Consider the following 20,952-nt stretch of genomic DNA (forward strand, 5'->3'; position numbering starts at 1 on the left):
TTTTGGCTAGAAAACACGAAATTGTGTCATTTCTAGCCAAACGTAACAAAGTTTTATATTTTTTACTTGCGCTACTCAAATAACTTGCTAAAATACGCAACATCAAAACGAGATGGGTCGTTAGCTCAGTTGGTAGAGCAGCGGACTTTTAATCCGTTGGTCCCGCGTTCGAGTCGCGGACGACCCACCACTTATTTTGAAACCCTATGGGTCGTTAGCTCAGTTGGTAGAGCAGCGGACTTTTAATCCGTTGGTCCCGCGTTCGAGTCGCGGACGACCCACCAGATTCTTAAAAAAGCCTTTCATCTTGAAAGGCTTTTTTATTGCCTGCAATATAATACAAGCTACCCTTATAAAGTATCAATTCTTATATCTTTAAAGCTTTTGACGTTGCAAAGTATATGCACGTGACGGAAGCGGATTGTCTTTAAAGAAAGTTTGGTTCACTTGCGTTGCATTGGCAATTTTATCAAGATCCATGACCATATTACCCTGCTCATCCAAATCGTAAAAAAACTGAACCCCACTCTCTCTCAAAATAATGATTTGATGGTGATGCGGATCATACAACCAACGATCTTGGCGATATTGACGTTGCGTTGTAAATTCAACCTTACCACGATGCATAAAAATACGATGAGCTGTGCCATCAGCCAATAAATTGATAATAAACTCAGCTTCTCCCTTATCACAACGAGCAAAGCCATCATCACATTGCATCGTGGTTTGGTAACGACCTACAAATTTTTGCCATTCTTTAGCAACAGACTGCGGTGTTGTATCCGCTTTCTCTTGAATTGGAGGCCGTGCCTTACCTGCGACATTCGTTAATGAGTTAGAAGACTCAGGCGTATGCGACTCCTGAATTTGGTTGATGTGTTCAATGTGTGGCGATTCATTCTGGCTACATGCTGCAAGTGCAATATTCATGATGGCGATAATGCTGAACATTGAGATTGAATGAACTTTAAAATTTAAATTCATCATTTTATATCTTGAGCCATTTCATAAATTGCGATGTATAAAAATATTATCCTTATAAAATAGGGATATACAAGTATTAGCATGTTCTGTCTAATTATCCAGAACCTATACCACATCAAGGTTTTATCTTTTTCATTACATAAAATTACGATATTTTGTGAATAATCTCCTTTAAAACTAAAAATTATTCTCCATATAAAATGTATAGACAAACGTTAAAGAGAAATTGCGAAGTCTATTTCATGACTATTTTAGGTTCTAAAGGAGAACTCAATGGCCAATGTTGGTTTATATCGCTCAAACCGCTCTAACATGATTGCTGGTGTGATGGGCGGTATTGCTGAACATTTTGGTTGGAATGCGAATTTATTACGAATTATTTTTGTTCTAGTGTCCGTGATGAGCGCTGCATTTCCAGGAATTTTAGTGTACTTAGTGCTTTGGTTAGTGATGCCAAAAAATAAAGTTCAGCACGAACATTCAGATACTTATGATCGTCCAATGCGCACTGTACATCAGGACAGATCACCGCTTTAACTTGAGTTTACCCTCAATCACCCACACAACCTCGGGTGAGTTTTTCAACACGATAATTTCCCCCAATTATCGTGTTTTTTTTATTCTCATTTTGCATCTTTCTCAAAATAGCGCTAACTTGAACAAAACAACAAATATGGACAATCAATGGCACAGTCGGAATGGATGGTATTGTGGCTATGCGCACTGGCCGCATTATTACATGGCCTGAGCGGTTTCGGCTTTCCCATGATGAGTACCGCCGTACTCTCTACTCAACTCCCGCTCAGCCTCGCTGTCACTTTGGTCATTCTTCCCTGCCTCATTTTAAATTTAATTCTGCTAACTGCTCACCCTCAGTATTCAATATGGCAGAGCATTCAACACTACAGCATAAGATTTTCCCCCCTTATTCTAAGTAGCTTAGTTGGCAGTCTGCTTGGGGTAAAACTTTTATTGTGGCTCAATGAAGGTTATTTAAAGCTTTTACTTGGCATGGTGATGGTGCTGTATGTGATTGATCAATTACGACAACATTCATTCACCGTCAGCCCGTCAGTGCTCAATATGCTGATATTCGGTCTGTTAGCAGGCATTATCGGTGGTGCTACCAATGCAATGGCACCATTTCTAATGATGTATTTACTCAGCTGTCAGCTGAGTAAAACCGATATTGTGATCGTGAGTAATTTAAGCTTTATCGCCAGCAAATTGATACAACTCCTTCTACTTTACCCAATTTTGGTCAATATTGATGAGCATCAACAACTTTTAGTCATGTTGATCTGTGTTTTTGCAATATTTGGGGTATGGATCGGCGGACTGATCAGGCAACACATCTCTCAACAGTTTTTTAAAAATACAGTATTGATCCTATTACTTTTGCTCGGTATTCAAGCCCTGTGGCAAAGCTATAATTTATTAGAACAATCGATTTCATTGTTTAAATAGTATATTTTGAAAAGTGATAAGGATATTCATTCTTCAGAATTAAGAAGTTTAATACATGCAACTATAAAACCTATAGCGACATTCAAAAGGAGCGAATATGACGGAACAACTCGCGACCCCAACCAACATGATGCCTAAAGGGCTCATCAAAGGTTGGGTGTTGATATTGATCGCCGCTTTTATTTCTTATGGACTCTATCAAGTCTTACCCTATGATGAAAATGCCAATAAAGGTTTGGCATTACTCTGCTTTATCGGCATTTTATGGCTGACTGAGGCCATCCACATCACGATTACCGCCCTATTGGTACCCGTACTCGCAGTTCTTCTCGCGATGCCTATGGCTAAAGGCGATGAGCTTATACCAATCACAACACAAGCGGCATTAGCTACATTTGCAGATCCTGTGATTTTTTTATTTTTTGGTGGCTTCGCATTAGCGACCGCGCTGCATATTCAAAAGCTCGATAAAAAAATTGCGATGTGGATCATCTCTATGTCTGGTGGTCATCTCGGCATCTCTGTAATAGCGATTTTTGCTGTAACAGCACTTTTATCTATGTGGATTTCAAATACGGCGACTGCAGCAATGATGCTTCCACTTGCCCTTGGTTTACTTTCACATTTAGATGTCAGTCGAGATCGAAAAACATTTGTTTTTATCCTGTTAGGTATTGCCTATTCTGCAAGTATTGGTGGCTTAGGGACCATGGTTGGCTCTCCACCAAATGCAATTGCAGCAAAAGCTTTAGACTATGATTTTGCAGATTGGATGAAAATCGGTTTACCGATGATGCTTCTTATTTTACCTGCCATGCTCTTGAGTCTTTATCTGGTACTTAGACCTAAGCTCAATCATAAAGTGCAATTTGTGACTGAGGATATCCCTTGGACAGGTACTCGAATTGCAACAATGGTATTGTTTGTCTGTACGGCTATTGCTTGGATCTTCAGCAAAAAGCTGACCGAGAACTTTGGTATTTCACAACCTGATACTTGGATTGCTGTTCTGGCAGCATGCTTGGTCGTGATTATCGGCACTGCAACATGGAAACAAGTTGCTGAAAATACAGATTGGGGCGTTTTATTTTTATTTGGCGGTGGTTTAACCCTCAGTGCAATTTTAAAAGATTCAGGCAGTTCATTGGTGCTTGGTCAAACGCTTGCCAATGCCTTTGGTGATGCCTCCCCACTCCTCATTATTTTCGTTGTCGCTACGTTCATTATCTTCTTGACTGAATTCACCAGTAACACTGCATCTGCTGCACTGTTAGTACCAGTCTTTGCAGCGATTGCCGATCAAATGGGCATGCCTAAGGAAATTTTAGTTATTGTGATCGGCATTGGTGCTTCTTGTGCATTTATGCTTCCTGTTGCGACACCACCGAATGCGATTGTGTTTGGTACTGGCCATATTCAACAAAGTGAAATGATGAAAGTCGGCTTTGTCCTGAATATCATGTGTATTTTCTTGGTTTCCCTGTTTATTTACTGGTTCTTTATCTAAGTTTAAATAAATCCAGATTCCAAATAAAAAGCACCCTTGGGTGCTTTTTAGGACAATCTAAAACAGTTTTAAGCTCTCATTTTAAAATGGTTTAGTTCCTGATTCAGGGCAGCGATAATATCTGCACGGCTAATAATTCCGACCAGACGCTGCTCGCTCACTACCGGGATATAGTTAAAAGAACGTTCCACAAAATAGGGCACCAGATCCTGAATCGGCTGCAATGGCTGCACTGTGACTACCTTGCGGGTCATAATATGTTTGACCTGATGTTCCCAGCTGCTGCGCACATCTGCAGCACGTTTAAACCATTCTACCACCTGATACATGGCCAGCGTTCCCACCAGCTTGCCTTCCGCATTAACCACCGGCAGGCTCATCAGGTTCATCTGCTTAAACTTGTCCAGTGCATGCTGAATATCATCATTGGCATGCAAGGTCACCACGTCTTTGGTCATAATGTCCTGACAAGTAAACTGGTTGACCGCACGGGCATTGGCTCGGTCCTGCGCTTCCAGAATAATCTTTTGCAGGTCATATTCACTAATGTCCAGCAGCTCGGTTTGCTGATCTAGTACTTCCTGAATATCTTGCGGCTGAATAGTGACTTTCTGGGTCGGGGTCGGATCTTTGGAACGGGTATTCAATTGCGCCTGCTGCGGATAACGCTTGCCAATCATTCGATTAAAGACGATCGCAATTACCATCAATAAGATCGAATTCAGCAGCACCGGATAGAAAACGAAAGCATAGCCGAGTTCATGGACCGCATTGCCGCCGAGTACCGCCGTAATGGCGACAGCACCACTGGGTGGATGTAGGGAATCTGTGGTCATCATCAGGATAATGGCCAAGGCCACCGCCAGACTAAAAGCTTCAGTCGGACTGGCAATAAACAAGGCACAGGTCACACCCACTACCGCAGCAATAGTATTACCTACCAGAATATTCCAGGGCTGTGCCAAGGGACTGGCCGGAACTGCAAACAGCAGCACAGATGAGGCCCCCATCGGCGCAATATACCAGGCTTCAAAATCACCCAGAATCCATAAACTCAGTAATGACGATACCGTGAGACCCAGTAGTGCCCCAATACCGCAGAGTAAACGGTCTTTGAGTGGAAGAACTTTAAAATTCGGTTTTAAGGTATTGAGCCAGTCAAGATTGGAATGGAACACGGCGCGCCTGATTTTAATGTTTACAGATTTTGCGCATTATAAAACTAGTCGCTTTAAAGATGTATTCATTTTATATCTTTTAATTACACTTAAATGGATGCTGTTTAAAAAGCCAAGTCTCTCTCCAGGCAACAGTCATCCATCTAGTTCTCTTTTACGGTTCAACTCCTCATAGGATTTTCAATAAGATCATTCATGTCAGGTAATTTTAGCCTCAGCGCCGCTATCGCATTCAGGTTTAATCAGAGGCTCGATTTTAAGCAGCTCGACCTGACCATAATAGGTTGAGAATGCCACATCTCCGGCATCTACCCCGGTGCCAATGCGAATCAGCTCGTCGACTGGAGCTAAACGGGTCGGATCAAACTGCACCCATCCTCCTTCCAGATAGGCTTCAAAAATGGCATGAAAATCAGGTAAAAACTTTTCAATTTCCACATAACCGACTACCATGCGTGCCGGAATTCCTAAAGCACGGCACAGCGCAATGCCTAAATGGGCAAAGTCACGGCATACCCCCGCCCGGTGGATCAGTACATCCGTCGCAGTCGTAAACTGGTCAGAGCAGTCAGAGACATAAAAAATATTGTTATAAATCCACTGTTCGATGGCTTTTACACGCGTATAGCCGGGTGTCATCCAGCCAAATGAGCGTTTCGCCATTTCTAGTAATAAATCTGAATTGCAATAGCGGCTGGCCAGCAAATAAGGTAGTACTTCATCTGGCAGGTCTGGAATTTTGACTTCATTCAGGTTTTGTCTCAGATCAACAGGAATGCACGGCTGACGGGTAACTGTCGCGCTATAATTCAGTTCAAATGCCTCACAAGGCTCGAGTTGCAACCGGATATGACGGTTTTGATGCTGAGCATCCCGAAATTCATGCCATTTGACTGGCATATTCATGGTGAGCTGTTCTTCGAGAATATTCTGATCGGGATGATGGGCGACCTGAACCATAAAAATAAATTCGGTAGGTTGCACAATCTTGTATTTCAAATGACACTGAATTTGGTAAGTGGTCATGAAGCTCCTTATTATTAGGCATTATTATATTGTGTGAAGATTTAACTAATTCTAAGACCGCAATCGTATGAGATCAGTTTAACTTTATCGCGCTTCAGTGAACAGGATGCTATACATCTGATTTATTCCTGATTTTTAGATCTCACCCCATTGCTGATCTAGCATAAAATTGCAGCAAAGCCGCGCAAAATCTGGCATGAATCAAGACCATTTTAATTTTTTCCAAAATATTTTCAGCGTATTAACCCTTTGCCACTCCCCTGTAAAATCCTTATAATCAAGCACAATTTTTCTCTAATTTTAAGTGGATGACCATGAGTCGCGCCATATCGCATATTGATACCTTCCAAGGCTTAATTCTTGCCTTACAAAACTACTGGGCGGAGCAAGGCTGCGTCGTGTTACAGCCTTACGACATGGAAATGGGTGCAGGTACATTCCACACTGCAACTTTCCTACGCGCATTAGGGCCTGAAACTTGGAACGCTGCATACGTTCAACCTTCACGTCGTCCGAAAGACGGTCGTTATGGTGAAAACCCAAACCGTTTGCAACATTACTACCAATTCCAAGTGGTACTTAAGCCAAACCCAGACAACATCCAACAGTTGTATCTTGACTCGCTTAAAGCGATCGGAATTGATCCCTTAGTACACGACATTCGTTTTGTAGAAGACAACTGGGAATCTCCAACGCTTGGCGCGTGGGGCTTAGGTTGGGAAGTATGGCTTAACGGTATGGAAGTGACGCAGTTTACTTACTTCCAACAAGTTGGTGGTGTTGAGTGCTACCCTGTAACTGGCGAAATCACCTACGGTTTAGAGCGTCTTGCAATGTACTTGCAAGGTGTTGATTCTGTATATGATTTGGTTTGGACCAAAGGTCAGTTCGGTACAGTCACTTATGGCGATGTATTCCATCAAAATGAAGTTGAACAATCCACTTATAATTTTGAATACGCACCTGTTGATAAACTGTTTGAACTCTTCGATTTCTATGAAACTGAAGCAACACGTTTAATCGAAGCAAAACTTCCACTTCCTGCGTATGAGCAAGTGGTTAAAGCGTCGCATAGCTTTAACTTACTCGATGCACGTGGTGCGATTTCTGTGACTGAACGTCAGCGTTATATTTTACGTGTACGTACATTGGCGCGTTCAATTGCAAATGCTTATGTGGCTGCACGTGCGGAACTTGGTTTCCCAATGGCAGAACCAGCACTACGTGATGAAGTATTGGCACAGTTAAAGGCACAAGTTGAAGCAGAAGCAAAATCTGAGGAGAGCAAATAATGTCTAAACATACCGTTTTGTTCGAATTAGGTTGTGAAGAACTTCCACCAAAAAGCCTTAAAAAATTGCGTGATGCACTACAAGCTGAAACTGTAAAAGGCTTAAAAGATGCAGGCTTGGCTTTTGATTCTATAGAAGCTTATGCAGCACCACGTCGTCTTGCCCTTAAAATTGTAAACGTTGATGGCGCGCAAGCTGACACGCAAAAACGTTTTGATGGCCCTGCGAAACAAGCAGCGTTTGATGCTGAAGGCAACCCAACGAAAGCTTTAGAAGGCTTTATGCGTGGTCAAGGCATTACGGTTGATCAAGTATCGACATTCCAAGCAGGTAAAGTTGAAAAAGTTTGCTACTTAAAAGATGTGAAAGGTCAAAGCCTAGACGTACTTTTACCGCAAATTTTACAAGCAGCTTTAGACAACCTTCCAATCGCTAAACGTATGCGTTCTGCTGCAAGCCGTACTGAATTTGTACGTCCTGTAAAATGGGTTGTGTTGTTAAAAGACAACGACGTGATTGATGCAACAATTCAAGATCACAAAGCAGGTAACGTCACTTTCGGTCATCGTTTCCATGCGCCTGAAGCAATTACTTTAACGCACGCTGATGAATACTTAGCGAAGTTAAAAGAGGCTTACGTTGTGGCAAACTTTGAAGAGCGTCAAGCAATCATTGACGGTCAAGTCAAAGCCTTGGCTGATGAAGTGAATGCAATTGCGATTGTGCCAAGTGACCTTCGTGACGAAGTGACTGCATTGGTTGAATGGCCAGTTGCGCTTCGTGCTAGCTTTGAAGAACGTTTCCTTGCTGTTCCTCAAGAAGCACTCATCACAACAATGCAGGACAACCAAAAGTACTTCTGCTTAGTAAACAGCGACAATAAACTTCAACCATACTTCATTACTGTGTCAAACATTGAGTCGAAAGACCCGACACAAATTATTGAAGGTAACGAGAAAGTGGTTCGTCCACGTTTGTCTGATGCTGAATTTTTCTTCTTACAAGACCAAAAACAACCGCTTGCTTCTCGTAAAGAGAAATTGGCGAACATGGTCTTCCAAGCAGAATTGGGTACGCTTTGGAACAAGTCTGAACGTATTGCAAAACTCGCTGTAGCACTCGCGCCTATCACTGGTGCAAAAGCGGAAGACGCTGAAAAAGCTGCGCTTCTTGCAAAATGTGACTTAACGTCTGAACTCGTGGGTGAATTCCCTGAACTTCAAGGGATTGCAGGCACTTACTACGCACGTCTTGAAGGCGAAAATGATGAAGTTGCTGAGTCTTTAGGTGAGCAGTATTTACCTAAATTTGCAGGTGACGTTTTACCTAAAACGAAGACAGGTACAACGATTGCCCTTGCTGACCGTTTAGATACGCTCACAGGTATTTTTGGTATTGGTCAAGCACCTACAGGTTCTAAAGACCCGTTTGCACTGCGTCGTTCTGCGATTGGTATTTTACGTCTAGTGACTGAAAACGAGCTTGATGTATCGATTGAAGATTTGATCAAACTTGCACTTGCTGCTTATGGCGATGTATTGAAAGATCATGATAAGACACTAAATGATGCTGTTGCATTCCTTGAAGGTCGTTACCGTGCGAAATACGAAGACCAAGGCGTAGCTGTAGATGTGATTCAAGCGGTTCAAGCGTTGTCACCAAAATCACCACTTGATTTTGATAAGCGTGTAAATGCGGTAAATCATTTCCGTGCATTACCTGAAGCGGCTGCGCTTGCTGCTGCGAATAAGCGTGTTGCAAACATTCTTGCGAAAGAAGCTGCACCTGAAGGCGCTGTGGTTGAAGCAAACTTGGTTGAAGATGCTGAGAAAGCATTGTTCGCTGAACTTGCGAAAATCACGCCTGTGGTTGAGCCATTATTTGCTGCCAAAGACTACACTGCTGCGTTGTCTGCACTTGCTGCACTTCGTGCGCCAGTTGACGCATTCTTTGATGGTGTGATGGTCATGGCAAATGATGCTGAATTAAAAGCGAACCGTTTACGCATGCTTGCTCAACTTCGTGACTTGTTTACGAAAGTTGCTGATATTTCAGTGTTACAGCACTAATCGTTACAGATTGTAATTGCTCAAAAAACTCGCTATCTTGATAGCGGGTTTTTTATTGAGTTGAAAATGAGTAAACAATTAGAAAAAGGCGAAATAGCTTTATTTAAATATAATAAATTACGTTTTTCTTTTGCCAACCTCAACGCAGGTGATCAACAAGTATTAACAAGTGATCCTTGGTCATTGATCAACTCTCATATTCAACAAAAAATTAAGAACAGTCGTGGAGAAAATAAACTCTTTTTAGAAAGAGCGCTTTACTTCTCCTCGCTAGCTGAATCATTTTATAAAGCTGCAAATAGTATTTTATTACCGACTAGAGCCACTCTTCTTTACTATGGGATGCTTAATTTAGTTAAATGCTTTTTATCCTACAAAAAAATTGAACTAGAAACAGTACATGAACATCATGGTTTAAATCTGCCCCTGGGAACTAAAGGTGAAATTCAAGTTAAACCAAACATTCAAAATGCCGTTAATATTTTTTCAAGATTTTCAGAATTACTAGGAAAAAAAATCTCTCAAATTGATAATATAAAATTCGAAGATGCTGTTCAAAATATTCCCGAGATTCATAGCTTGTGTCATGGATTAGGTCTTGTATCTAAACGAAAATTACTTCCTGTTCACATAGAAATTTTAACGAATTCTGATCGTAATAAATTATTTACAGAAGTCATAATTGATAATGAACAAAAAACAAAAGTCGATACTAATAAATTTTTGAAAAGTAATAGACGCTCATATTTTAGAGATGGTTACCCACGCGATGGTAAAATAGTATTTCGATCCATAAAGAAAAAACCCTTTAACCAACAGAATATTAATACAATTTATCAAAACATATTAAAAGAATATTGTGATTTTGATATAGAGCCAATTTTAACGAGTATGGGATATCGTTATTACGTTGATCTTACTTCTCCAAAACTTCCACATTTATCATATACATTATTATGCATGTTTTATCTTGGAACCGTTGCACGCTATAGACCTACTGAAGCGAATGACTTATTAGAAGGTACATTAAGACCTATTGTTAGTGAATTTGTTAATTTATCCCCTAATCAATTTTTATTTCAGTTATGTTCTATTTTATTAGAAAAAGAATGCGTAATGCCTTTTTCATCCATAACCCCTATGAGCACGATATAAGAAAATTATGTGCTCATAATAAGTAGTCATCTTTATTCCAAATCCCTATACTCAATTACAACAACACTCAACAAGAAAGAATGCGATGAAATTTAAAGGACTTATTAGTAGTTTATTTATAGCTTTTATCATCACTGCTTGCTCAACTACACCATCAAACCCTAACGCCCCTATCGTACTAGAACAACACAAAAACATCGCCGTAGAACCCATAACCAGACACAACATAGCCCGACTGATTAAACAAAAAGATAACTGCCTGATCGAATTCACTGGTAACTTTGCAACAGGTAAAGCCACTGAATACTGGTTCTTCCAAGGAGGGCAACTGATTTCGGCTCATTCAAATTTAGATGCAGATGTCGAAAACAAACAAACCGTGTTTGATATTCAAGATTCGGTGAAACAAGCCAATTTCAACGTGCTAAAAAACCACTTTAAAGCGAAAAATCTTCAACAGTGTGAACATTTCTAAGACGCTAAAAACGATTCATCTGATCACTCATAAACTACGACAGCACAATTGGCTAAAACCAATTGTGCTTTTTTAATTGGAATGAAGCTACTTCATGATTTCTTAATCACAGTACCTAATTGGCATAAATGCTCACAATTTATAATTTTCTTTAGAAATCAGATAGAAGAAATATCTTCTAAATTATGATTAATTTATATACAGTTGTATTTTTTAAACTGACCCAATCAATTTTTTTTATATTAAAAATAAAATACTTAATCAAAACATCATTGCCAATCCGACAAACAGCAAGACCCCAACTTGTTAGTTAAACTAAACAGTGATACAACATCAAAGCCTAATCTGAATTATCTTTTTTGATCAGATTAGGAGACATAAAAATAAAATGAATGGAACGATTTTGCTTTATGCATATTTCATTCTTCACTCAAGCACTACTAAAAAAATGAAAAACAAAAAGGAATTATGTAATGAAGTTGCTAAATTCTTTCTATGCTGCTGTTGGCATCGGTGTCACGATACTTGCGACCACCATTGGCATAGCGAATAAAACAATTAATCCAACTCCAAATGTGACACCAGACTTAAGCTATTTAAGTCCTCAACCCGACCCGGTGACCTCCCCAGATGTCACACTCCCAGGTACTCCCGTTGCATTAAAAAACACCCGACTCGGAACTAGACAATCTCCGAGTCAACCTCAAGTCCCATTACTTTCCAATGCCAATGCTCAATGGCAATTGTATGATCGACCTGCTGAATATCCTAAGTCGGTGACCTTACCAGCACAGTGGATTACCATGCGTGATGGAACGCGAATCGCCACTTATGTCACGCTCCCTGCGGATGAGTCAGGTCGTCCTATCAATGCAAAATTCCCTGTGATTGTTATTCAAACGGCCTATAGCGCAGGGGTTGCAGGTAAGGTTTCAGCAATAGCAGGTGGTGCAGACCCTGAAATGGTGAAACGTGGCTACGCAACAGTCGTTGCAGATGTTCGTGGAACAGGTAACTCTACAGGCAAGTGGGAAGCTTTTGGCAAAGTCGAACAACAAGATGCTTATGAAATTATTGACTGGTCAAGCAAACAAAGCTTCTCTGATGGAAATGTCGGCTTATATGGTGTTTCTTATCTAGGAATCACGGCGATGCTGGGTGCAGCGACACAACATCCAGCAATCAAGGCAGCGTTCCCAATCGTACCTATGGGTGATGCGTACCGCGATATTCTTTTCAATGGCGGGCAGCTAAATACTAACTTCATTCCACTTTGGATGAGTTTAATTACACTGTTGGGTACTTTACCGATTGATACCTTGGTGCAAGACCCGATTACTGGAAAACTGACCGCACTCGATAAAATTATTAACAGTACAGAATTCCAAATACCGCTTTTTGCCAATGCTCTAAAAGGCAAAGCTGATGCTTTTGATAATGACTTTTGGCAAGAAAGATCGCTGTTAGAACAAGCCAATAATATTAAAGTTCCGACTTTTATTGTCGGGGGAACACGTGATTTGTTCCAACGCAGTGAACCGCTTTGGCATGAAGCATTAAAAGGTCATACCACAGTAAAAACCTTTATTGGACCTTGGGCACACATTCAAGCCGCACAACTTTTCCCAAGTTTGCCTAAAGGTAATGTACCGCGTTTAGACAAAATGCAACTTCAATGGTTTGATCAATATTTAAAAGGTATCAACACTGGCGCTGAAACTCTACCTAACGTCACACAATGGGTACATGGTTATGAAGATTATGTCGTCAGTACGGATTGGCCGCATGTAGCATTAGAACCAGATCGTTTATTCTTAAATACACGTGGAAATCTTGCAAAAGATCGACCAACGTCAAGCTCTGGTGAAAACTACTTATTACAAGCCCCAACTTTCGGTTTATGCTCAAGTACTGTTGAACAAGTTCTCATTGGTGCAACGTCTATCCTACCTTTCCCATGTCTGGAAAATAGCAACTTAGCGAATATTCCTGCTTCGGTCTTTAACTCAGTACCTTTAACTGAAGACTATTATTTAAATGGGCCGATGCAAGCTGACTTGTGGATTTCATCCAGCTCTAAAGACAGTGGTTTAGTCGTACGTGTATCCGATGTGGACCCAAGAACGGGCAATGCTAAAACATTAAGCACGGGTATTATCACAGCATCCATGCGTAAAGTTGACGAATCACGTTCTCGTTATATCAAAGGACAAATGATTCAACCTTGGCATACATTTAAAGCATCGGATATTCAACCTTTAGACAAAAACAAGCCAGTCTTGGTCAATGTTGAGATTCCAGCAACTGCTGCGCTTATTCCTAAAGGACATCGTATTCAAATTTCGGTGGTTTCCAGTGATGTATGGAAAGGCGTTGCCCCACTACCAAGTTTAACTTCATCGCTTTTGGGATCGATTTCGATCTATTCGAATTCACAATACCCATCAAGCGTGGTTTTACCAAAAGTCCCGACTCAATATCTGAAGCATTGATTTTTAGATTTCTTATAGACAGCGTCTGAGCATGAATCCATGCTCAGACTTTTTTTATGTTGAATATATTGGTTTGATCAACACCTATCTTAAAATCGGAGGATAAACTTTACTTTTAATTTTATTGTCCACGATCCAATGCACACAATGTAGTGTTGTATCCTAAAAGCCTTTAAGCGATGCAAGATGAATAAAAATTGTAGCTTTAATCATTAAAACTGCCGAAGCACAACGTTACAGATACATTTCAACATTGAAACAGCCCCATCGCTCATGTAGTTTGCTTGGAAACTGATAAAAAATTCAAACGTTTTGTACAGATGAGGCGATTGAGTCACAGCGCCACCCATACAGAACTGAGAAGAGGATCCTTCATGAACATAATGAAAACGATGCTGGTAAGTTGCATTACGCTATGCTCAGCAACTACATTTGCTCAAGACTCTACTTTAACAGGCAACAATCCTGCTTACGGTGACAATCCAAATTTAGCCAAAGTACTTGCAGTCAAAGCACAAGAGACTTTGCAAAATACAGCCAACACCGTTGATGATGCGACCAAGCGTGGTATTGCTAAAATCAAACCATCCGTCGATTCAGCTTGGCAAAACACCAAAGAATTCACCAATGAAAAAGCGGTTGCATTACGTGACGGTGCTCGTCAAGGCGTAGATACAACTGTCAAATCTGTGCAGCATGCTAAACAGAACCTCGTCGGTGCAGGTGGTGTTCCCATCGAAAGAGGCAGTTTGAGTCAACCCAACCCAACGACAGCACCTGCTGTCACAGCCTCCCCTGCTCCAACTACTGCATCGGTCGCTTTACCCGTTCAAGAAAATTCAGTCAACCTTGAAACTGCGCAATCAGCCAACACCACGCTAGCAAGTCAAACTCAAGCACCTGAAGCAGAACCGACTATTCAGCGTCAAAGTGTTGCTTTACCTAATAGTGGAGCTACCACCTCTAGTCCAGCTGTAGATGACAGTGATGCAGGTGTCCCACGTTAAACCATGTCGTTTTATTCAAACCTAAGTGGAGTTTATTTATTAGGTTGAGTTTATTTATATCTCTTCAAGAAAAAAGGTGCTTCTCACAGCACCCTTTTTATTACTTAACTTCAGTTAACTTGACGGATCGGTTGACCCGCTTTAAATGCAGCTGCGTTTTCCTGTACTTGTTGCACAATACGTTGACGTGCTTCAACACTTCCCCATGCACTGTGTGGTGTAATAATGAGATTAGGGATATCCGAATTCAATAACACATTGCCTTGCTGAGGCGGTTCTATACTCAATACATCAGTCGCTGCCCCTGCGATTCTCCGATTTATTAGTGCTTCCGCCAATGCTTGTTCATTCACAATGCCACCACGGGCACAATTAATTAAATATGCACTTTCTTTCATTAGACTGAATGCTTCTGCATCAATTAAGTCGCGTGTTGTTTCAGTTAATGGACAATGTAAGCTAATAAAGTCTGATTGACGCAGCAAGCTTTCTAAACTGACACGATCAGCGGCTGCAGGTCGTCCTGGTAAATGAGCCACAATCACCTTCATACCAAAGGCTTCAGCCAATTTCGCTACTGCTTGACCAAGTTCACCATAGCCCAAAATCCCTAAGGTCTTACCATTCAATTCAGCAATGGGGAAATCTAATAAACAGAATTGTGATGCTTTATTCCATTCACCCGCACGAACTGCACGATCATATTGAATAAAAGACGTTGCCAAGTTGAGCATCAACATCATGGTATGTTGAGCTACAGCGGCAGTACCATATGCCTGACAGTTACATACCACAATGTTTTGAGCTTTTGCTTGGATTAAATCGACATTATTGGTGCCTGTGGCTGAAATTAAAATTAATTTAAGCTGCGGTCGTTTTTGCATCATGTCTGCCGTAATCACCACTTTATTGGTCACCACCACATCTACATCCGCAATGCGTTCAAGCACTTGATCTGGATCAGTGCGCTCAAAGAATGTTACCTCATCAAAGACTTGATACCACCCCGAAAAATCTAAATCATTCTGATCGAGAGAGAATTGATCCAAAAAAACAGCTTTCACGTTGAACCTCAGCAATATTTATCTGCATTTCGACTGCAAGATTTTCATGATAATTCAACTGATTGTAAGCTTAATTGTAAGTCAACAATAGTTGATTTGACTGGTTTTTTGTCTCAGATTGCGTCGTTGCTGCACGCTGTGCTTTTAGGGAAAATTGATCTTCTTTCAGCGCATTTAAATATGCCGTTGCCAAACGATACGCCTCCTCACAAATACGTTCAGAAATCCGATCTTCTGTGTAATAACCATGTTTCATACAAGTAAAGATCATTTCAATAATGATCAACATACTGTCAGGTTGTTGCGGTAAATAATCATCTACCCGAATTGCTTTAAGTGCATCTCTTAAATCTTGACTGAACTGTTTGAGTTCCATTTGATGACGTAAATACACTTGTCGGTTCAGTGGACCTGACAATATTAATAATCGTGCCACAGCAGATTCATTATAAAACTTGGCAGTGGTTTCAATCACAGCTGCAGCCACCATTCGACCATAAGCCGCCATACTTTCGTACGGATGTTCGCGTATGACGTTTAAACCAGCTTCCTTGAGCAAGCTTACTAGTTTCTGCAAATGCAACTGTGCCATATGATGCAACAGATCATATTTTGTCGGAAAGAACTGATAAATACTCGCTCTTGGAATGTTTGAAGCATTGGCAATTTCAGGAATTGAAATTGACTCTAAGCCCATTTTAACTAAAAGTTTTTCAGCGGTTTGAATCACCTGCATAACACGACGATGTGTACGCGATTGTTTTGGAGGATTCATTCCTGTTTCAGTTTTTGCAATTTTCTTTTTATTCATTTGTCCCACCTAAATTCCATTTATATGGGTTTTTTTGTGCTCAAGTAGACACGTGAAAGATGCATGAATATTCCGATATTCATGAATACATCATCATTTGAATCATTCAAATTCGTTATATATTGCCTGATCTTAGCAACGAAACAGAGTCATTCCGTCGCTTTCGTTACAAAATAAACACGGGTAAATTTTAAACAATATCACTTTTTATGACAGATTGAGACCTATCACACACTCTATCTTTTTTACTTAAAGATAAAAAAAGCGCCGAAGCACTTTGATCAATAACTATGAAAAATTCAGCCTTACTCCACTGAAAATTTTTCTGCTTCACCAACAGTATCTGATTCAAAAATACAGTTTCCTAACTCATCGCAGTGCATATAGAGATGCTTATAACTGATGCTAAAGAAACCTTCGCCCTTTTTCACAATCAAAGGGCTCATATCCGCACTGAGCGCATCATCCATTTTGATCAATTTGGTGACACGGCGATCATTCATACAAATGAGATAGTGCTGTTTTTTAATTTCAATCTGGGCCAATCCAGTACTTTCCACATGTAATGGAATAATATATTTACCATTAATATCAATCACATGTTGTTCATAGCTTTCTAGTTTTTGGGTGATCACGTTAAAGACCAACACTTTGCCAAAGCTGTCATGAAGTTGTGTTTTATTTTCAAACGGCAAATGAATCGAAATACCGAGCTTTTGTAGATCTTGCTCATCAACTCGTTTATTGGTCAGCAAAATACGGGTAATCGTCTGTTTAAGACTGGCATCAAAAAAGCTACTGTCTAGTTGTAGATCGATGGTTTTTAAAATATTACCTAATGCTTCATTGTGGGTGCCAAGCAGATGTGCGATCACGCTTCGATAGTAAAATTTACTGTTCTTTTTAACTGCTCGAATCTGGCGATAAAAGTAGGTTGCATCAAATTCATGTTCAATAAAATCATGCAATAACGCAGAATTTGCTAATACAGCAACCGCATCATGGCCTGTATAAGGTAAATGTAGTGTATTGAGTTGAGGAATAAGTGGCTTAATCTTTTCATAGTGCTCGCGATCCAGATCAAAGTAAGGATCATAAACCACGATATATTCTGCATCGGACGCAATATCTGTCGCGTCAATTTGCATGTCAGCATTGACGTTAGGATCGTAAAAATCAGTATAACGGCGGTCTTCGATTTCAGCAGGATTAATTGAATATTGTGGCACCATAGAGACCACACGTGCTGCGCCTAATCGCTTACTGTACTTAATCGCTGCGTAGCCGCCCATAGAACCACCATAAGCCACGACACGCTGAAATTGATTCAACAAAGGTGATATTTGCTCGATTAAAGCGTGCATGCTCTGTGATGGGAACCATGACTTTTGTTTTGGCATGATACCTATGACATTGTAGTCATATTTGGCTAAGGATTTTTCAGCATTAATGGCATTGCCTTTGGCACGACTGATCAAGTCACCAAAAGAGAGAACCAATGTTTCTGTTGTTCCTTTTAAATAAATTGCTCTGATGTGTTCGTCTTCAAATACTATTTGCTTATCCATTGCAATTCCAAAAAAGGGTTCTCATCATCTGGTTTGCAAAATGAATCAATCGTTCACTTGCTTACATCACATTGTCGGTGTCATATTTTATAGATACTGTTCAGATTAAAAAGCGCAAAATATGACACATTCACTTCATCCTGCTGCTGAAAATGGGTTTAGTTCTGCGGCTGAACTTTATCAACAAGTCCGACCAAATTATCCACAGGCTATCGTCACGTGGTTGAAAGATGAATTGAATCTTCATCCTGATGCAGTTGCGATTGACTTAGGTTCAGGGACAGGAAAATTCCTGCACTATCTAAAACAAGTCACCTCGAACATAATCGCCGTTGAACCGATTCCAGCAATGCTCGAACAATTGAAAATAGTACATCCTGAGGTGAAGACACTACAAGCATCAAGCCATCAAATTGCGCAATCAACGCATAGTGTTGATGCTATTTTATGCGCACAGTCATTTCATTGGTTTGCTGAACGCCAAACATTGCAAGAAATGCATCGCCTTCTTAAACCTCAAGGACATTTAGGTCTAGTCTGGAACCAACGAGATATCTCAGTGGATTGGGTCAAAGCATTGGCAGATTACATCGCACCTTTTGAGTCCGATACGCCACGCTTTCATAGCAACCAATGGCAAAATGTATTTCAGCAGCAAGAATTATTTGAATTCCAAAGTTTAAGCACCTTCACTCAGCATCAAGTCGGCAGTGTTGAACAGGTCATCAGCAAACGACTCTTATCTACCAGTTTTATTGCGGCAATGTCAGCGGCAGACCAAGCAAAAATGAAGACAGCATTTGAATCGATCGTATTTGAACATACGGGACTCATGCCCCATGATGAGGTTTCCTTTCCTTATATCACTTATGCCTATCACTATCGTGCGCGATAAACTAAACTTAATCTCGATCATTCATTAAAAAAACCAACAGAGGATTGACTCTCATGACGGCAAATCTTCACCCTATTCGACTTTCGATATTTGCACTCTGCCTGAATATACCTTTCATGCTCATTGGATGCCAAAAAACAGAACAAAACCCTCAGACCGAACAAAAAGAATCCGTTGATCCATCCGTTGAATTGAAAACACAGATCGAAGCTCAGCCGATCAAATCGTTTGAATCTACTCCAAATGACGCACATGACGTTGCTTTGCTGAATCAATATGAGCAAAGTTTTGAGCAATTAAGTGATGAGCTAGACGCAGAACTTCAGCAATTAAAAGCAGATGGCAATTTAAATGCGGATATGGAGTTTCAGCGTAAACGAGATCTCATTCAGTCCTCCCTCAATATGTTGAAAGAATTAGATCTTAAGACGGAACAAGGTAGATATATTCAAGGCTTATTTTATCAATACTGGGAAAATCAGATTGAGGTCTATCAAGAGCTCGAACAGTCTCCCGAAGATGAGCTTCGAAATCCTAAAGATGCAATTCGAAATATGAGTGATTATTATACTGCGAAAGCCCAACTCCAACATTGGAGTCAAAATACTAGTGTCACGAAAGAACAATAGCGTACATAGTAAAAGTACAGCACAATTTTAGAAACGGTCTTCTGCCTGCTTAAGAAATGCGTACTCGACATTGCCACGATGTTGGGGCATCTGTTTGAGTACGGTGTTGAGCAACTTCCCAAGGTCGCACATACGCCAATTCAATGAGTTCCTGACCAGGCTTTAGCGCAGTCAGCTTCACTGTCTTTTCACCTCCAACGCCTACCATCGCTTTTGATTTTTCAGTCGCCAAATATTGTTCTTCAACTTTAAAGAGATGAAGCGGTTGCATAATTTGCCATTGATAACCCGTACTTGGATTTTCTGCTGCATTAAATTCTAAGGTTTCACCCACTTTCATCACCAATAGTGCAGGACAATTTTGCTGATCAGTATAGTGATGGGACTCCGCTTGCACTTCAGAGACTGGATTTTGACATGCGGCAAGACTACTCCCGAGTACGCCAATACATAAACTTATCCATAAGGATGTCTTGCCAACGCTCATGATCCCACACTCTCATTTATCTAATGATCAAAACTTTGAGCTGAAAATCATTTCAAACTCATCAATCTCAAATCCTGTTTAAATATTGCGCTTTTCTAACCATTCAATTGATTCGACGCGAATTAATTTGCATGCACCATCGCCGATACCATTCCAATCCAAAGCTGACTTCCACACCAAATCTTTGGCATTGATTTGAACCAATTCCCCTTCTAAGCGCACCAGATCACCACGTTGAACTTTCTTAATCTCTTTCGCAATTTCTGGATTAGCCGGGATAATGTGCATGTTACTCACCAACTGTGTTGCTAAGCGTGGGTGAATCGGTGGTTTTGCCATTTTCCAATTTAAATAGCGGTCATACTGATTAATCGAAATTTGTCGTGCAATTTCAGGTTCTGTGAAAATACCGCGGGTCACTGCATAGTCGATGGGTGAAAATTGGGCTTGCGGATCATCGGTATATTCTTTCGAACCAAGAATACGAAATTCCCCTTCAAAAGGTTCCAATACCGAAATTTTTTGATCCGCGGATGCTGGGGGCAAACCATTGGCAATATTAAAGTCGCTCGACTTCACACTGGCAGAGCTATAAGCCGAAACACCACCAAGGGCGATACATAATGCGAGAACTAACTTTTTCAACAGACATCCATCCTTCTTTCTAAGTATCAAAAACAACTCAACAGCAGCACATACATTTACTATGGACAACATCCGACTGAATTGTATTTAACCTAAATCTATATGATCTATCTTAGAACTTCATTCTGAAAAGGAAATTGATGAACAGTAACAATCTATCGTGATTTAGTCACAATTTTGTCTACTGTTAAAAGTGTATTC

At 40.5% G+C, this 20,952-nt stretch carries 19 protein-coding genes and 2 tRNA genes; 13 read left to right on the plus strand and 8 right to left on the minus strand.

Annotation, left to right across the window (positions count from 1 at the left end; translation table 11 throughout):
* Positions 1–114 precede the first annotated feature (114 nt).
* Positions 115–190: transfer RNA gene (locus tag AC1M83_RS03850), tRNA-Lys, on the plus strand.
* 18 nt (positions 191–208) lie between these two features.
* Positions 209–284, plus strand: a tRNA-Lys gene (locus AC1M83_RS03855).
* 91 nt (positions 285–375) lie between these two features.
* Here AC1M83_RS03855 and AC1M83_RS03860 read toward each other — a convergent pair.
* A complete protein-coding gene (locus tag AC1M83_RS03860) occupies positions 376–987 on the minus strand; it encodes a hypothetical protein (protein WP_092766699.1) in 612 nt (203 codons plus the stop codon).
* Between the two features lie 270 nt (positions 988–1,257).
* Between AC1M83_RS03860 and AC1M83_RS03865 the strand changes: the two genes are divergently transcribed.
* From AC1M83_RS03865 to AC1M83_RS03875, 3 genes are all read left to right on the plus strand, one after another.
* A complete protein-coding gene (locus tag AC1M83_RS03865; protein WP_481590072.1) occupies positions 1,258–1,521 on the plus strand; it encodes a PspC domain-containing protein in 264 nt (87 codons plus the stop codon).
* A 147-nt stretch (positions 1,522–1,668) separates the two neighbouring features.
* Entirely contained in the window at positions 1,669–2,451 is a 783-nt protein-coding gene (locus tag AC1M83_RS03870; RefSeq protein ID WP_481590073.1) for a sulfite exporter TauE/SafE family protein, read from the plus strand.
* 97 nt (positions 2,452–2,548) lie between these two features.
* Positions 2,549–3,958 (plus strand): SLC13 family permease, encoded by a 1,410-nt coding sequence (locus AC1M83_RS03875; protein WP_092766697.1) that lies wholly within the window; start codon positions 2,549–2,551, stop codon positions 3,956–3,958.
* 68 nt (positions 3,959–4,026) lie between these two features.
* On the opposite strand, the gene AC1M83_RS03880 is transcribed toward AC1M83_RS03875, so the two are convergent.
* Positions 4,027–5,136 carry an HPP family protein gene (locus tag AC1M83_RS03880; RefSeq protein WP_035264211.1) on the minus strand — a complete coding sequence of 370 codons (1,110 nt, stop codon included), beginning with the start codon at positions 5,134–5,136 and terminating at the stop codon, positions 4,027–4,029.
* Positions 5,137–5,334: 198 nt separating this feature from the next.
* The gene (locus AC1M83_RS03885; RefSeq protein ID WP_481590074.1) at positions 5,335–6,162 is read right to left on the minus strand and encodes a transglutaminase-like domain-containing protein; all 828 of its coding nucleotides are present in this window, start codon (positions 6,160–6,162) and stop codon (positions 5,335–5,337) included.
* A gap of 314 nt (positions 6,163–6,476) precedes the next feature.
* Between AC1M83_RS03885 and glyQ the strand changes: the two genes are divergently transcribed.
* From glyQ to AC1M83_RS03915, 6 genes are all read left to right on the plus strand, one after another.
* Positions 6,477–7,454, plus strand: a complete 978-nt coding sequence (gene glyQ / locus AC1M83_RS03890; protein ID WP_035264216.1) for a glycine--tRNA ligase subunit alpha — start codon at positions 6,477–6,479, stop codon at positions 7,452–7,454.
* Positions 7,454–9,523: a glycine--tRNA ligase subunit beta gene (glyS, locus tag AC1M83_RS03895; RefSeq protein WP_481590075.1), complete on the plus strand. Its 2,070-nt coding sequence runs from the start codon at positions 7,454–7,456 to the stop codon at positions 9,521–9,523. Before glyQ ends, glyS begins: the two co-directional genes overlap by 1 nt.
* Positions 9,524–9,589: 66 nt before the next feature.
* Positions 9,590–10,678, plus strand: coding sequence for a YaaC family protein (locus AC1M83_RS03900; RefSeq protein ID WP_481590076.1), 1,089 nt, complete (start codon positions 9,590–9,592; stop codon positions 10,676–10,678).
* Between the two features lie 85 nt (positions 10,679–10,763).
* The gene (locus AC1M83_RS03905; RefSeq protein WP_481590077.1) at positions 10,764–11,153 is read left to right on the plus strand and encodes a hypothetical protein; all 390 of its coding nucleotides are present in this window, start codon (positions 10,764–10,766) and stop codon (positions 11,151–11,153) included.
* A 473-nt stretch (positions 11,154–11,626) separates the two neighbouring features.
* The gene (locus AC1M83_RS03910) at positions 11,627–13,645 is read left to right on the plus strand and encodes a CocE/NonD family hydrolase (RefSeq protein WP_180028626.1); all 2,019 of its coding nucleotides are present in this window, start codon (positions 11,627–11,629) and stop codon (positions 13,643–13,645) included.
* A 374-nt stretch (positions 13,646–14,019) separates the two neighbouring features.
* Positions 14,020–14,652: a hypothetical protein gene (locus tag AC1M83_RS03915; RefSeq protein ID WP_481590078.1), complete on the plus strand. Its 633-nt coding sequence runs from the start codon at positions 14,020–14,022 to the stop codon at positions 14,650–14,652.
* 110 nt (positions 14,653–14,762) lie between these two features.
* On the opposite strand, the gene AC1M83_RS03920 is transcribed toward AC1M83_RS03915, so the two are convergent.
* The 3 genes from AC1M83_RS03920 to AC1M83_RS03930 form a co-directional block, all read right to left on the minus strand.
* Positions 14,763–15,716, minus strand: a complete 954-nt coding sequence (locus tag AC1M83_RS03920; protein ID WP_035264243.1) for a 2-hydroxyacid dehydrogenase — start codon at positions 15,714–15,716, stop codon at positions 14,763–14,765.
* Positions 15,717–15,786: 70 nt separating this feature from the next.
* Positions 15,787–16,527, minus strand: a complete 741-nt coding sequence (locus AC1M83_RS03925) for a TetR/AcrR family transcriptional regulator (RefSeq protein WP_481590079.1) — start codon at positions 16,525–16,527, stop codon at positions 15,787–15,789.
* 305 nt (positions 16,528–16,832) lie between these two features.
* Positions 16,833–18,095 carry a hypothetical protein gene (locus AC1M83_RS03930; protein ID WP_092766691.1) on the minus strand — a complete coding sequence of 421 codons (1,263 nt, stop codon included), beginning with the start codon at positions 18,093–18,095 and terminating at the stop codon, positions 16,833–16,835.
* Between the two features lie 121 nt (positions 18,096–18,216).
* Here AC1M83_RS03930 and AC1M83_RS03935 point away from each other — a divergent pair, with 121 nt between their 5' ends.
* Positions 18,217–18,990: a class I SAM-dependent methyltransferase gene (locus tag AC1M83_RS03935; protein ID WP_092766690.1), complete on the plus strand. Its 774-nt coding sequence runs from the start codon at positions 18,217–18,219 to the stop codon at positions 18,988–18,990.
* 53 nt (positions 18,991–19,043) lie between these two features.
* Positions 19,044–19,619, plus strand: coding sequence for a hypothetical protein (locus tag AC1M83_RS03940; RefSeq protein ID WP_092766689.1), 576 nt, complete (start codon positions 19,044–19,046; stop codon positions 19,617–19,619).
* A 49-nt stretch (positions 19,620–19,668) separates the two neighbouring features.
* Here the strand turns inward: AC1M83_RS03940 and AC1M83_RS03945 are convergent, their stop codons facing one another.
* Together AC1M83_RS03945 and AC1M83_RS03950 are read right to left on the minus strand one after the other, a co-directional pair.
* Entirely contained in the window at positions 19,669–20,106 is a 438-nt protein-coding gene (locus tag AC1M83_RS03945; protein ID WP_481590080.1) for a protease inhibitor I42 family protein, read from the minus strand.
* A gap of 78 nt (positions 20,107–20,184) precedes the next feature.
* A complete protein-coding gene (locus AC1M83_RS03950) occupies positions 20,185–20,751 on the minus strand; it encodes a hypothetical protein (RefSeq protein ID WP_171076732.1) in 567 nt (188 codons plus the stop codon).
* Positions 20,752–20,952 lie beyond the last annotated feature (201 nt).

The organism is Acinetobacter sp. 25-47-130 (genome assembly GCF_056779705.1).